Source organism: Azoarcus sp. KH32C (assembly GCF_000349945.1).
Classification (GTDB): Bacteria; Pseudomonadota; Gammaproteobacteria; order Burkholderiales; family Rhodocyclaceae; genus Aromatoleum.
Genome location: NC_020516.1, coordinates 260,094 through 274,216 on the forward strand (window position 1 = coordinate 260,094; position 14,123 = coordinate 274,216).

At 62.4% G+C, this 14,123-nt stretch carries 11 protein-coding genes; 1 reads left to right on the forward strand and 10 read right to left on the reverse strand.

The genetic code is table 11. From position 1 onward, the window contains the following. Window positions 1-105 precede the first annotated feature (105 nt). Window positions 106-1,008 (forward strand): LysR family transcriptional regulator, encoded by a 903-nt coding sequence (locus AZKH_RS01160; RefSeq protein WP_015433885.1) that lies wholly within the window; start codon window positions 106-108, stop codon window positions 1,006-1,008. On the opposite strand, the gene AZKH_RS01165 is transcribed toward AZKH_RS01160, so the two are convergent. The 10 genes from AZKH_RS01165 to AZKH_RS01210 all read right to left on the reverse strand — a co-directional run bounded on the left by AZKH_RS01165 (window position 975) and on the right by AZKH_RS01210 (window position 14,115). Then, on the reverse strand, window positions 975-2,519 hold the full coding sequence (locus tag AZKH_RS01165; protein ID WP_015433886.1) for an LTA synthase family protein: 1,545 nt from the start codon (window positions 2,517-2,519) through the stop codon (window positions 975-977). The two genes, AZKH_RS01160 and AZKH_RS01165, sit on opposite strands and share 34 nt — an antisense overlap. Before the next feature lie 6 nt (window positions 2,520-2,525). Next, the gene (locus tag AZKH_RS01170) at window positions 2,526-3,287 is read right to left on the reverse strand and encodes an SDR family oxidoreductase (protein WP_015433887.1); all 762 of its coding nucleotides are present in this window, start codon (window positions 3,285-3,287) and stop codon (window positions 2,526-2,528) included. Between the two features lie 2 nt (window positions 3,288-3,289). Next, entirely contained in the window at window positions 3,290-4,513 is a 1,224-nt protein-coding gene (locus tag AZKH_RS01175) for a capsule biosynthesis protein (RefSeq protein ID WP_015433888.1), read from the reverse strand. Window positions 4,514-4,515: 2 nt separating this feature from the next. Further along, entirely contained in the window at window positions 4,516-5,574 is a 1,059-nt protein-coding gene (locus AZKH_RS01180) for a capsule polysaccharide biosynthesis protein (protein ID WP_015433889.1), read from the reverse strand. After that, a complete protein-coding gene (locus tag AZKH_RS01185; RefSeq protein WP_015433890.1) occupies window positions 5,561-6,709 on the reverse strand; it encodes a glycosyltransferase family 1 protein in 1,149 nt (382 codons plus the stop codon). Before AZKH_RS01185 ends, AZKH_RS01180 begins: the two co-directional genes overlap by 14 nt. Window positions 6,710-6,782: 73 nt before the next feature. Then, window positions 6,783-7,814, reverse strand: coding sequence for a polysaccharide biosynthesis/export family protein (locus AZKH_RS01190; protein ID WP_197538745.1), 1,032 nt, complete (start codon window positions 7,812-7,814; stop codon window positions 6,783-6,785). 362 nt (window positions 7,815-8,176) lie between these two features. Further along, on the reverse strand, window positions 8,177-9,163 hold the full coding sequence (locus AZKH_RS01195) for a GDP-mannose 4,6-dehydratase (protein WP_015433892.1): 987 nt from the start codon (window positions 9,161-9,163) through the stop codon (window positions 8,177-8,179). Next, entirely contained in the window at window positions 9,156-10,238 is a 1,083-nt protein-coding gene (gmd, locus tag AZKH_RS01200) for a GDP-mannose 4,6-dehydratase (RefSeq protein WP_041655794.1), read from the reverse strand. The genes AZKH_RS01195 and gmd overlap by 8 nt, the downstream gene beginning before the upstream one ends. A gap of 111 nt (window positions 10,239-10,349) precedes the next feature. Continuing rightward, a complete protein-coding gene (locus tag AZKH_RS01205) occupies window positions 10,350-12,185 on the reverse strand; it encodes a Wzt carbohydrate-binding domain-containing protein (protein WP_041655796.1) in 1,836 nt (611 codons plus the stop codon). Between the two features lie 79 nt (window positions 12,186-12,264). Continuing rightward, on the reverse strand, window positions 12,265-14,115 hold the full coding sequence (locus AZKH_RS01210; RefSeq protein WP_015433896.1) for a hypothetical protein: 1,851 nt from the start codon (window positions 14,113-14,115) through the stop codon (window positions 12,265-12,267). Window positions 14,116-14,123: the final 8 nt, after the last annotated feature.

The window sequence follows — 14,123 nt, forward strand, 5'->3', positions numbered from 1 at the left end:
AATCGATCTGCCCTCTGCAGATCATTGGTGCCAGCATAGACTATTCGTTGACTTCGGATGAAGCTGAGTTTTAAGTAGCGACATTACCAAAAAACGGAAGAAGCCATGCAGCCGCTCAATTATCGACATCTCTATTATTTCTGGGTTGCCGCCAAGGAAGGCGGCATCGCGCGCGCCGCGGAGCGGCTCGGCATGGCGGTGCAGACGGTCAGCACCCAGGTGCGCGAGCTCGAACGCGAGCTGGGGTACGCATTATTCCGTTCGGCCGGCCGCGGCGTCGAACTCACCGAGGCCGGCACCACTGCCGCGCGCTTCGCCGAACAGATCTTCCAGCTCGGCGAAGCGCTTCCCGCCGCTGTGCAGGACGCTGCCACCGCCCAGGGCCTGCGCCTCGCCGTCGGCATCTCCGACGCCCTGCCCAAGCTCGCCGTGCGCCATCTGCTCCAGCCGGCGACGCAGACGCCCGAGCTGCGCCTGCTGTGCCACGAAGGCGATTTCGACGATCTGCTCGCCGACCTCGCGCTGCATCGGCTCGACGTCGTCCTCGCCGACCGGCCCGCGCCGCCCAACCCCAACCTGCGCGTCTTCAGCCACCGCGTCGGCCGCGCCTCCGTCGCATGGTACGCGCCCGCCGCGGTCGCAAGCGCCGTCCATCGCCCCTTCCCAGCCTGCCTCGCCGACCTTCCGCTGCTGCTGCCTACCGCCGATTCGGCGCTACGCGGCCGCCTCGATGATTGGCTCGCCCGCCACGGCATCCGCCCGCAAATCGTTGGCGAATTCGAAGACAGCGCCCTTCTCGCCACCTTCGGCGAAAGCGGCTTCGGCGCCTTCCCCGCGCCGGAAATGTCGTCGGAGGAACTGACCGGTGCGCGCGGACTTACGCTGATCGGCCGCAGCCCGGACGTCGTCGAGCATTTCTATGCGATTTCGGCGCAGCGCAAAGTCGAGCATCCCGCAGTTCGCAAGTTGCTCGATCAGGCGGGGGAAGCGGCCGAATCAGCCACATAGGGCTGTCCTTGGTCTTCGATATCCGTTGCCGCACGAAGCAGCCGGAGTCCCAGCGTTTCGACGGAAAGTGCTTCGTGGCCGGCCGTGGGCGCGGGGGAGCTACTCCACAGAACGTAGTCGGTCTCGCCCGTGGGACGTGCGAGCTGCCGGTACACGGTCGGCATGATCGGCACATGGTCGCCGTACCAACACAGCAGCCCTGGGCGGGCCTGTCGCGTCAGTGTCGCCCGCAGGCTCGCCACCATCCGGTCCGCATTGCGCAGATGTCGCAGATACACGGTCAGGTCCTCGCAGCCGTTCGGAGGTGCTGCCGTGTAATGCGTGGCGATATCATCCGGCCCCGTCTTTTCCAGGTGCAGCGGGCCGTGGTTTTCCATCGTGATCACGAAGACGAACACCGGCCCGGCCGCATTGGCGAGGATTTCGGCCACTTTCGCAGCCACTGCCTCGTCGCCGATGTAGGGGCCGCAGCGGGGGGCGTCGGGGAAGGAGCGGATGTCGACGAACTCGTCGAATCCCAGCAGCGGACAGACCTTGTCGCGCGTGTAGAAGCCGGCCGGGTAGGGGTGTACGCAGATCGTCCGGTAGCCGCGGCGCTTGAGCACGTGTGCGACACTGACCGCGCCCGAGCGCGCTGCCTTGCGGTAGGGGTTGAAGCGATGGACGCCGAGGGTCGGTGCATCGACGGCGGTGAGGAAGGCGAACTCGCTGCGTACCGTATTGGCGCCCCACGCGGGTACCGACAGCTTGCCGTGCGATATCGCATCGCGTTTCAGATCGTCGAAAGCGGCCAGCACCTCCGGCCGGATGCCGTCGAACAGCAGGCGCGCGTCGAAGAAGGATTCGCTCTGCACCGCGACGATGTGCGGGGGCTCGGTATCGGGTGCTGGCGGCGGAACGTCGGCGAAGCGGTCGGGCAACTGTGGAGCGCGGCGCTCGGCGCAGCCGTAGGCCCACAGACAGGGCAGCAGCCCGAAGGCATCGAGGTCGCCTGTCGCATCGTAGCGCACCGGCGGACCACGCCGCGAAGGTGTGACGAGCAGGATGCCGACTGCAGCCCAGACCGCGAGGGCGCCCAATTGCCCCGATAACGCGAAGCGATCCGCAGGGACCGCTTCGAGCCACAGGCCGGTCGCTACCGCCGCGACGAAGCCGGCCGCAGCGGCCAGCGCATTGCCCCAGCCGAGGAAAGGAATATAGAGCCGCGGATGGCGCATCGCGTCCGTGAAATACTCGAAATCCTGGAAGACGAACGGCTCTTCGAGCGAATGGAATTTCGCGTTGTTCACGAGCACGATCAGCAGCAGGAAGGCCGAGGTCGCCGCCGTCGCGAACCACGGCCGGCCGAGCACGAGGCAGAGCGGCACGAAAGTCAGCAGCCACAGTCCGCAATGCAGCGTGATGCAGCTTGCAGGGCGCCGCCACATCGGCCGCAGCGGCGGCTGCATCGCTGCCTCGATCGCGAACGACAGGGCCAGCCCGACGGCCGGCGCGAACACGATGGACGTCATGCGGGCCTACCCGTGATAGCCGAACAGGCGCACGAGGCGCACCGACAGGCCGGCCGGCAGGGCGGCCAGGAACCAGGTGCCGAGGTTGAGCGGAAAGGGGAAGGTGATGCGGGCGCGGTCGTTTTCCAGCCCGCGGCGGATCGTGCGCGCGGCGCGCTCGGGCGTCCATAGGAAAGGCTTCGGACCAGGCATCGCGTTGCACATCGGTGACTCGACGTAACCCGGCATCACGACGTTCACGCGCACGCCCTCCGGTCCCAGCCAGCCGCGCAAGGCTTCGCCATAGGCCTTCACGGCGGCCTTGCTGGCGCTGTAGCTCGGCGTCACCGGCAAGCCGAAATAGCCCGCGAGCGAACTGATCAGCGCGACCTGACCGCGTCCGCGGCGGCGCATCGCCGGCAGGAAGGCGTCGACCAGCGCGATCACGGCGCGCACGTTCAGCGCGAACAGGGCTTCGCTGTCCTCCCAGCGCTCGCCGGCCCCGTCGGGCCCGATGTCGATGTTCATGCCGGCGTTCGCGACGAGTAGATCGAGCTCGTGGCATGCCGCCATGTCGAGCGCCCACTGGCGCGCCTGCGCCACGTCGCCCAGGTCTATGCAGCACGGGATCACGTCCGCGCCGCGCGCCCTGCAGTTGGCCGCGACCCGCTCCAGTTGCCCGGCGTTGCGGCCGTGCAGGATCAATTGCGTGCCGGGGCGCGCGTATTCGTTGGCGAGGGCGCCCCCGATGGCGCCGGTCGCGCCGGTAATCAAGACACAGCGTGACATCGTCACAGCAACTCCTCCAGCGGCGAGCGTTCGGCGGTCAGGATGCGTGCGCTGTTCTCCACCGCGAGCGCCATGCCGCGACGGCAGTAGAAGCCGCCATTCACCTGCGTCGCGTGCATGACGACGCGCCGGAAACAGTCGAAGAATTCGCGATCCGGCGTTTCGCGCGTCGTCCAGAAATCGTCCAGCGGCGCTTGCGAGGTGAGCCCCGGCAGGTTGTAGATCGGGTCGCTCAGCGTCAGCGTGGGAATACCCTGTTCGAGCGAGACGATGCCGACCGTGCTGTTCACCGTCACCGTACCGACGGAATGTTGCAGCATCGCGCCCAGGTCGCCATCTTCGAAATAATCGACGCGGTCCGCCACGCCCAGTTGCTTCGCCAGTCGGCCGAGTACCGATCCATACGGCACGAGGCCCATGTCGAGCGGATGATTCTTGATCGCCAGTCGCGTGTCGCCGGGCGCACGGCGAGCAAACGAGTCGAGCACATGGGCGATCACCTCCTGCATGTTCTCGAAGCGCGAGTGGTCGCGGATCTGGGCGTCGGTGTTCAGCTGCAGCGGCAGTACAAAATAGCGTGCGCCCGACCTCGTGAGCGCATTCGCGCGCCGCCATTCGCGCTGGCGTATCGCCTTGAGCATCGTGAAGCGCTTGATGTAACCGGCGTATTCGACGGGCGCCGTGATCGACGAATGCGTCCGGTAACGCGGAAACAGCAGCGGGTTCAGCGCCCCGGCGACGTGATACGTGACATCGTGCGCGGCCCGTATCGAGAATGACGAGCGGAAGGCCACCGTATCGGTGCGCTCGCCCAGCCGACGGCCGGTGTCGCGGAACCAGTCCGGGTCGCGCGGCAGCAGGGAATGACCGTTTACGCCTTCGCGCTCGAGCGTCACCCAGTGCGGGCGGAAGTAACCTTCCTCGAATACATGCGTGCGCACGCCACATGAGTCGCCGTGGTCGATGGCCGGTCGATGCACCGGCCGCCGGTCGCCGAACAGGATCTGGTCGGTGATGCCGAAGCGGCGGTACTTGTCGTCGAGAAAATCGCGCAGGGCGGCTGGCTTGCCGCGGAAATTCCATGCCTTGCCGCCTTGCCAATAGGCCAGGTCGCCGCCGTTGAAATTGATGCGGGATACGCGGTGTCCGGCGGCGCGCAGCCGGTCGCCCAGACGGCGGAAAAACGGCGTACTGGGCCCCTGCAGGAGCAGAAAATGCCGTTTCATGCTTAACGGACCCCTACGACCTGCCGCAGCACCATCCGCATCAGCGGGCGCCACCACGGCTGCCTGCCTCCGCTTTGCTCGCGCCAGGTACGCAACTGTTCCAGCGCCGTTTCGGGCGAGACCCGTCCAGTGCCATTGCGGTCGAAATACACCGGATAGCGGATCAGCACGCCCGCGACCAGTTCGTCCAGCGTCAGTTTCCGGCTGCGGCGGGGGCAAGGGATGTGGTCGGTCGTCAGTCCCCAGCCCGCATAGAACGGCAGGCCGTGACAGGTCACCCGTTTGCGGCGCAGCAACGCTTCGAAGCCGGCGAGCGAGGTCATCACGTGCAGTTCATCCACCGCATCGAGCAGCGAGTCCATCGATACGTCGACGGCCACTTCGTCGCACCACCTCAAGGCCGAGGATTCATCCTGGCCCGCCGCGCGCAAGCGTGCGACGACATCCGGGTGGGGTTTGTAGACGACGTAGGCATCCGGATGCGCAGTCCGGACGGCGCGCAGCAGGTCCATGTTGCGCCGGATGCCGGGGGCGCCGAAGGCGAGCGAAGCATCGGTCTCCACCTGTCCCGGAACGAGGATCGTGCGGCGCGCATCGCTCGGACGTTGCCAGGGGCGCGCGGCGACGTTGTACTTGGTCAGTCGGTCGCTCACGATCGTGTCGCCCAGCGCGCGTGCGCGTTGCCGCAAGGCATCGTCGAAATCCGTCGTCTGCAGCAGGTGCTCGAGGTCGGAAATGCTGTTTGCATCGTAGTGGATGCCGCGGCTGTCGATCACCCACGACATCGGTCGGACGAGATCCGCCCCCAGCCCCACCGAACGCACGAAACCGTCCTCGACCCGCAGCACGCGGACCCCCTGCGGCAGCGATTCCGGTTCGCGCCGTCCCCACAGCAGCACGCAGCCATCACGCGGCACGGCCGACAGGTGCGACACGAATTTCACGTCGCTGGCGGGAAAGCAGTGGCGGACGAAGGGCCGCTTCCAGGCGGAAAAGTCGAGCGCGTGGACCACCGGCGGCGCCTCGCCCCGCAGCGGTCCGAAATGATCAGCGTGCGGCATCGAGCCCCTTCATCAATTCTTCGACAACGGTGAAGTGCTCGTCCCAGGTCGGTGGCGCGTAGCCGGTCATGCGTTCGCATTGCGCGCGCCGCCGAGGGCTGTCCGGCTCGACATAGTCGAGGATCATGCGCTTCCAGCCCAGGCCGTCGATCGGGTCGAGATACTCCGGAATATCCTCGGCGATTTCGCGAAAAACGGGCAGATCGCTCGCGATCACCGGCACGCCGAGCATCAGCGCCTCCACCAGCGGAATGCCGAAGCCTTCCGCAAAGCTCGGGAACAGCAGGGCCCGTGCGTGGTGCAGCCAGGTCGCGAGCTCGACGTCCGTGCAGCGGGCCTTCTCGATGACGAAATCCCGCAGGTGCTCGCAGCGATCGAGCTGATCGACCACCTGTTCGCACTCCCAGCCTCGCTGCCCGATGACGACCAACCGGGGTGCATCTTCGCCCATCACTTCCACGAGGTGGCGCCACAACTGCAGCAGCAACAGATGGTTCTTGCGCGGCTCGATCGTGCCGAGAATCACGAAGTAGGGCTGCTCCAGCGGCCTCCGTTCCTCCGGTTGCGGCAGGCGCGCGGGCGCGAGCGGGGCCACCGCGCACGGCGGCACGGCGACTCTCCGGCGTTCCGCGTAGTCGAACAATTCGTCGCGCGTCACGTCCGAATTCACTAGCAGACCGTGCCCCACCGACAACATCGCGTCCAGCCGGCGATGGTGCTTGTCCGCTTCACCGGGCCGGCAGTACTCGGGATGAGTGATCGGAATCAGGTCGTGCAGGAAGAACAGCGGTCGCAGCGCGCGGCGCTTCACCGCCCGAACGTATTCGGGCTGGTCGAGGCCGGTGTGTCCGGTATTCCACAGCAACGTCCCGTGCCGGCGCTGCCAGAAGCTGGCATAACCCCGCGCGACGCAGCGTCGGAGGGTGCCGGCCCGATTCGTCGTGCCGTCGAGCAGCGCATTGAAAATCAGCTGAGAGTCCCGATGCGTCATCTCCGCCCACCGACCGCCAAAGCGGACGAGCGCGTGCGCGCGGTCGTGAAAATGCTTCACGTACGCAAGGCTTACCCGGTCAACGCCGGTCGGCAGGCGCCCCTGGAGAAACCGGTCGGCAAGGCGGGTGACGTCGATCAGCATTGTCCCTCAGACCTTGAAGCGCTTGGCTGCCGTGTGCCACGCGGGCAAACTCATTGCAGCCAAGTCTCAGGGCTTAACGTCCCAGGCTAATCAGTGAATTAACCGAAAACAGCGACGACGTCAGGATGTTGAGAAACTTCTGAAGTTCCGAAGCTGGTGCGTTGGCGACATACATGACATCCTTGTTCCGGACCGGAAAACCCTGCGCGATGAAAAAGCTGCGCGGGTCCGTGAGGTCGACGCGATACACGACTGGCACCTTGTTGTCGGGCGTGAGCAGAGAATTGCTGCCTTGGGCGCCGAGGACGGATGGATCCTCGAAACGGAAGAGAAACACGCCGCGCGCGTCGGCTCGCGCGTCCTGCAGGCCACCCGCGCGCGCGAGGGCCTGCGCAAGCGTGATGCCATTGGCTTCGAACGGTATGTCTTCGTTCTTACCTGTCGCCCCCAGAACCGTAAGGCTCAGCGGCTGGTGCAATGCTGTGACCACATCGCCCGGGCGCAGTATGATATTTTGATGAGGATCCTGAATGATCTGATCGAGCGGCATTGCATTGACGAGTGATCCGCGGGTGACCTGAATCGTCATCTTCCCGACCGGCTGTCGAACGCCTCCTGCGGCCGCCAGTGCATCAAGCAAGCGTTCGCCACGGGCGGTCAGCGGCATTCGGGTGCTGCTCGCTACGTCACCGACAACCGTCACGTTTGACGTGTTGTTGCGCACCACACGCACAAGTACCTGGGGTTGGTTGGCTTGTCCGGTGAGGCGCTTGGTGATTTCGCGTTCAATCTGCTGCGGAGAGCTTCCCCCGGCGGCAATCACGCCGGCAAATGGAATGGTGATTGTGCCATCCGAGGCGACCATTTGCTCAGGAAGGGTGGTGGTCGCAGTGCCTGCCCCATTGGCCCGGGCATCGAGCATCGTCGCGCCGAATAGCGCAGCAGGCGGTGCTTCCCAGATCGATACCTGCACAACGTCACCGGGCCCTATCAGGTAGCTTTCGACACCCTGCGTACTCAAGACTTCCGAGAAACGCAACCGCTTATCGGACTCCTGCAGCCGGCGGGCAAGCCCGTCAGATATGTCCACAATCTGGACCGGCATCGGAGTCGTCGCGGGCACATCGGCAACTTCCCTGCGACTTGGGCCCGACGCGGGTAACCAGCTTGAGCAACCCCCAAGAAATGCCGAAAGGAGGACTGCCATCAGGATTGGCGATCGTTTCGCCAACCGGGACAAATTTGCTTTCATGAAATTTTCAAGTGATCCAACGAACTGTTATGCATTCCGCGCGACCGTCTTGGTGAAGAACAGTCCGATATCCTTTGACGATTGGATGCTTGGCCGGCCCGGTCAAGAACCCTGCGGGGGCACCGAATGACTCACGCATTCGGTTTGCGGCTGACCTATCCTGTGGGGAAGGGCGCACCCGCGTCGAACGGCCTCGTGACAACCTGTGCCCCGACTCAAAGGGCCTGATTATGAGCCTGAAGCGCATCCTCGCATAATAGTTTCACTACCTCGCGCATCCGATTCCGGGCGCGCCAGCCCAGCAGTGCCTCAGCTTTGGCCGGGTTCCCGTGACTCCATGGGATCTCGTTCGGTCTTACAAGCCCTTCCTCAAATCGGACATGCTTGCGCCACTCGAGGCCGAAATACGCAAATGCTTGCGCAACGAAATCCTCCAACGAGTGAGGCTCGCCCGTTGCGATGATGAAGTCATCGGCCTGATCCGCCTGGAGAACGTGCCACATGGCTTCGACATATTCCGGAGCCCAGCCCCAGTCGCGTACGATGGTCAGCGCCCCCAAGGAGAGGACTTCCCTCGATCCATGTGCGATTCTCATGGCGCCCTGGACAATCTTTTGCGTGACAAAACGCCCAGGTCGCAAAGGGGACTCGTGATTGAAGAGCAGTCCGCTCGCAACGAATAGGCCGTATGCTTCACGGTAATTCCTTGCCAGCATATGCGCCGCTGCCTTGGCAACGCCATACGGACTGGCTGGCGCGAAGGGGGTTCGTTCGTCGGCTGGCATCCCCCCCGTATTGCCAAAGCACTCGCCGGAACTGGCATGGAACAGCCGCGCCGGCAACCTTAGCTGGCGCACCGACTCAAGGAGATTGAGCGTCCCCAGCGCAACGCTCTCAACGGTTTCCGCCGGTCGTTCAAACGAGGCTCCCACCGAACTCTGGCCGGCCAGATGATAGATCTCATCCGGCCGAACCTCATCGACCGAAGCCAGGGTGGACTTGAAGTCCTGCGGCATCATCGAGATGACGGCAACCTGTTCGGCGATACCCAGACGATCCAGCGACGGCAAGGCCTTGGCGCGGGCATCGCGCGACGTGCCGATCACGCGATAGCCCTTGCCGAGGAGGTACCTGGCCAGGTATGCACCATCCTGGCCCCCAATACCTGTAATCAGTGCCGTCTTGACGGGACTGTCACTCATGGTAGTCGTATGCGGCGAATCCGTGTTTCTTGACGAGTTCGTCCCGTTGGGCGCTCTTGAAGTCTTCCCGCACCATTTCGGCTACCAGATCTTCAAACTTGGTCTGGGGCGTCCAGCCGAGCTTCTCGTGAGCCTTCGTCGGATCGCCAAGAAGAGTATCGACCTCGGTGGGGCGGAAATACCGCGGATCGACCTTGACGATCTGCCTGCCATATTGGTCCGTTCCGGTTTCCTCGACCCCGACGCCTGTCCACGTGATCTTGAGGTCGAGCTCCCGGGCGGCTGCATCGACGAATTGACGGACGCTATACTGCAGGCCGGTGGCGATGACGAAATCCTCGGGCTTGTCCTGCTGCAGCATCAACCACTGCATTTCCACGTAATCCCGGGCGTGTCCCCAATCGCGGAGGGAGTCGAGATTGCCAAGGTAAAGGCATTCCTGAAGCCCGAGCTTGATGCGAGCCAGTGCGCGTGTAATCTTGCGCGTCACGAACGTCTCGCCGCGGATTGGCGATTCGTGATTGAACAGAATGCCGTTGCAGGCATAGATGCCGTAAGCCTCGCGGTAATTCACGGTAATCCAGTAGCCGTAGAGTTTGGCGACCGCATAAGGGCTGCGCGGGTAGAACGGCGTGGTTTCCTTTTGCGGCACTTCCTGGACAAGACCGTACAGCTCGCTTGTGGATGCCTGATAAAACTTCGTCTTGTTCTGCAGACCGAGAATACGAATGGCTTCAAGGATTCTGAGCGTGCCGATGCCATCCGCGTTGGCGGTGTATTCCGGCGTTTCGAAGCTGACGGCAACGTGGCTCATCGCCGCAAGGTTGTAGATTTCATCCGGCTGGACTTTCTGGACGATCCGGATCAGGTTGCTCGAATCGGTCAGGTCACCGTAATGCAGAGTGAAGTTGTTATTTGAAACGTGCGGATCCTGATACAGATGGTCAATGCGGTCGGTGTTGAAGAGCGAGGTGCGGCGCTTGATGCCATGCACCTGGTAGCCCTTTTTCAACAGCAGTTCCGCCAGATAGGCGCCGTCCTGACCTGTGATACCGGTAATGAGAGCAACTTTCACAACTTTCTCCACAATAAATAGGCTACTGCGTGTAATGCGGTTAATTCCGCTCTTTCCTAATCCAAATGCTGTTGATCCCCGATCGTGCTCCCGGCGGGATTCAATAACAGATCAATCCGTCGGGGTGGCTTCTATCGAGATATCCAGGCGTGTCGGTTGAAACGAACTGCTCAAACGATCGAACCACGCTACGCGTTCCTGTACCAGTGTAATCAACAACGTGTAGGCGCCCGGCGTGTTCGGCGTTGTGATGTTCAGGCTGGTCTGCAGCAAACAGCCAGCCGCAAGCCGGCCTTGGGGCAGGGCGCTTCTGCCCCCTTCTATCAACACTCGTCCCGTCGCGGGCTCCAACCACCGGTAGGCGATACTGATCGGCCGGAAGAAATCGCCCAGCCAGTCCTGCATGCCATTGTTGTGAATCGTGAGGGGCACCGAAAGGCTCTGGTTCGGGGCGAGAACCGATAACCGCTCGCTGGTCTCAAGTCGTCCGCTCGCGTCGTGGACGATGGCTCGGTCGGCCGCCGGAGGGGTGGATGATAAAGTAATCTCGGTCGGCAGGTATGCATAGCCGGCAAACAACTGGTCTTCCTCCCGAGTGACCCGGAAGTTGCACAGAGCATCAAACCAGGCCAGCTGCTTCTCGCCGACGGGCAAACGTTCGGTGAACGCAAAACCGGCCGAGTAGGAGCCGATCGGGAGGTTAGCCACGACGTGATGAGTTACGCAGTGGCGCCCCGGCGGCACGTCCGTGAACTTGTGTCCCAGCAGGCGGGTATTCGTGCCAAATGCCCAGCGTTTCGCCTCATCGAAGATGTGAATCCCGAGTTCAAGGTTCTGCAGCGCACGCGTAACGTAGAATTCAATTCTGAGGGTAATGATCTGCCCATATTGCACCTCATCGCCTTCGGTCAATTCCACCGGTCCGACGATGAGGTCCTGAGTGGTGATGTCAGGTTGGACGCGAACTGGTTCGGGCATGGATTCGAGCACTTGCCGGTATGCGGCGGCAATTGCATCGAGTGCAGTCACGCTAAACGATGTCGAGGTCTCTTTGCCGCGGACGGATGTATCGCAAAGATCCAAACGGTAATAATCTGTTGCATACGCTATGTGTTCGCGCGCGGCGATTTCTACGTCCTCCGCCTGTTGCGGGCTGAGTCGGTACGTGCCGCCCGGGATGCTTTGTAGAAGGGGGTCGTACTTGAGTGAAAATTCGCTCTCGCGAAGAGGTTGATGCGCATGACTTCGCCGCAATGCTTCCGCGAAAAGTATCGCCTCGGTTGTCAGCGCGGCGTTGTCCGGTCTGTTTTGCAGTTGCATTGAACGCTGGACATGCTCCGGGGAGAGGCCGCAGAGCGAGAAGAAGTCGAGACGCACGTCTCCTTCTGGCAAGTTGTCACGGGAGAAGCGGCGGGCATTGATACTTTCTCGACCAAATACCCGTTCGTAGGCTTCGAGAACGGTGCGAATTTCCTGAACTGGGGGGGGCGACCAAAGGGGGCGCCCTGTTCTCGCACGCTGACTAAGTGCGCTAGTCGCGTACGAGATGATTGGTCGGCAGTAGAGGACGATGCGCACGCGTTCAGAAACGGACGTGAGAAAATTCCTGAACTGCCACAAGGCGGGTTCGTGCATGAAACCGAACGCCTCTGAAGACAGGATTACCGTTTGCGCATTGCTCCCCTTGATCTCGGAAAATATCCGATCGCGGTAATGCCCATCTTCGATTGAAATTTGTGCAGGATCATTCCGACACAGCTCAATGTTGTGAATGTACTCGGTGGGATCGGCATAGAAACACGACCCGAGTTGACCGTGGGCGTCATCGGCATCCGGGTACAGGATCGAGTTTTCGAGCAAGACCAGGCGATTATCGGCGCATGCACGCTGAATTGCCGTGGAGCCTGTCTTGTCAAGACCGATGTGCAATATTATCTGGCGGGTCAACTACGATTCCTCTCAATCTATTCCCTAGTACTGTGGAAACGCCGCTTTAAGTAAATAATGTGGTTTCTTGCGTATTGGATCAGCGGGGCGACAAGGTAACCTCTATGCGTTCGCCGAACCATGCCACGTGTTCGGAGACCATCTGAAAGGCGACTCGAGAACTGGTCGTCAGGGTGTCTGTTATTAGAAGCTCTGTCATGGTCGTGTCTTCCAATGATCCGATGTCATCGTGAATTTCCCCGCGACAGGAAATATCTCCGGCGTGTTCGTTGCACCCGAACCGGACCGAGCCCGCGATGCCGCCGGCCGATCGTCGGGTCAGCCACGTTCCTTCCCCGGTGTTGCCGGCGACAAGTCGGGCAAGTACGGGCGCGTTTGCACGCACGGAGACTTCGTCATCGGCCTTTACTTTTTGCCACGCGCCGTCGGCATTCCGGATTTCAATGGAGGTCCATTCTGCGTTCAGGCACTTAGGGGGGCAGGCGCCGTTGTTTGCAACGTTGCCGACACAGGTCGGGGCCTCCTTCGAGGTCGCTCCGGTGCAGGATGTGCGAACCCCCACGCGCGCAGCGCTGTTCCCAAGCCGTGCCAGTTCCCGGGTCCCTGTGTCATACATTCTCCAGTCCCCGGCTGCGGCATCACGGTCGACAACGATCCAGTCGGAGTAGCTCCGCAGGTCCGCACGAATCCCGACCATAGCCTCATTCAGAAGCCGGGCGGCAGGGCGAATCTGGCCGGAATCATCCCGATCCGGACGGTCGCGAACAATGCCGAAGTCGGACTTTTCCGTGTCCTTAGGGTTCTGGGGGCGAGTGCCGACAAACCACCAAGCGGCCCCACCATTGGACGCTGAGCCTCGAATCATTTCAAAGATGGATGAGTAGAAGGCAGCTTGGACCTCTTCATTGCAGAGCGGACATGAGCCATCCGCATTGGCCGCGTATTCGGCCCAGAATATCGGTTTGCCAACGTCGGCATAGGCGGCGGTAAACCGTCCGCGGTTCAATATTTCAGCGCGATTGGATACGGGCAGCGCGTGGGCTTCAGGGGAGACAAAATCGAGATGCTTTACGCCGGCGCGCAGGTCGGGCGGCGCGCCTTTGCATAACTGCCGCGAACCATTACCACCCCATCCGCTGCGCGCGCCGATCAGGTGGGTTGTATCGACGGCATGGATGGCCGCCCGGGCAGCGCGGTAACTTGCACTGACCATGTCGTCGAGGAAGCGCCTAAAGGCGGAAACCTTGACGTTCGGAGTCTCAGCGCACAGTGCCTGGTCGCTCGGAAGGGAAAGGTCGCCGCCAAACGCTCGACGCGCATTGGCTTCCGTTCCATACGCGCCCGCTAACCAGGCAAGCCAGCGCTGCGTCAGGGCCGCCCGTTCGGTGGCCTCGCCGAAATGGGGCTCCCATGCAATGTCATACGCGAATAGTGCAGGTATTCCGGCGAGCGCACAGGCTTTGGGCAGTTGGGCGAGGCTATTGGCATCCGGAAGCGGCAGCTTGGAGCCGGTACCGATATACAGATTGACGAGGAGACCATGCTTTGCCGCGCGCGCGAGAAAGTCCCGGATATTGGCGCAATCATTTGGGTCGGGTTTGCCATTGGCGCCCACTGCGGCGACCGAAACCAGATTGGCTCCCAGGGCTTGGATGGTGGCCAGGTCTCGATCGACGATTTCGGCTCGATAATGACCGGATTTCAACCAGGACTCCGGGAAGCTCGCGGGGAAATAGGCCGGGAAATAATTAACTCCGTTGAGTATGACTTCCCGGCCGTCTTGAACAAAGCGCTTGCCGTCGACCTTGACCGGCGTCAGGAACTGCACGGCGCCCGTGTCCGCGCGTGCGAACGCTGCCGGACTGCAAAGCAGTCCGGCGCATGCCGTGGCGCACACGATCGCCGCAAAATTCCTGATGGCTTTGAGCATGGCCGGTG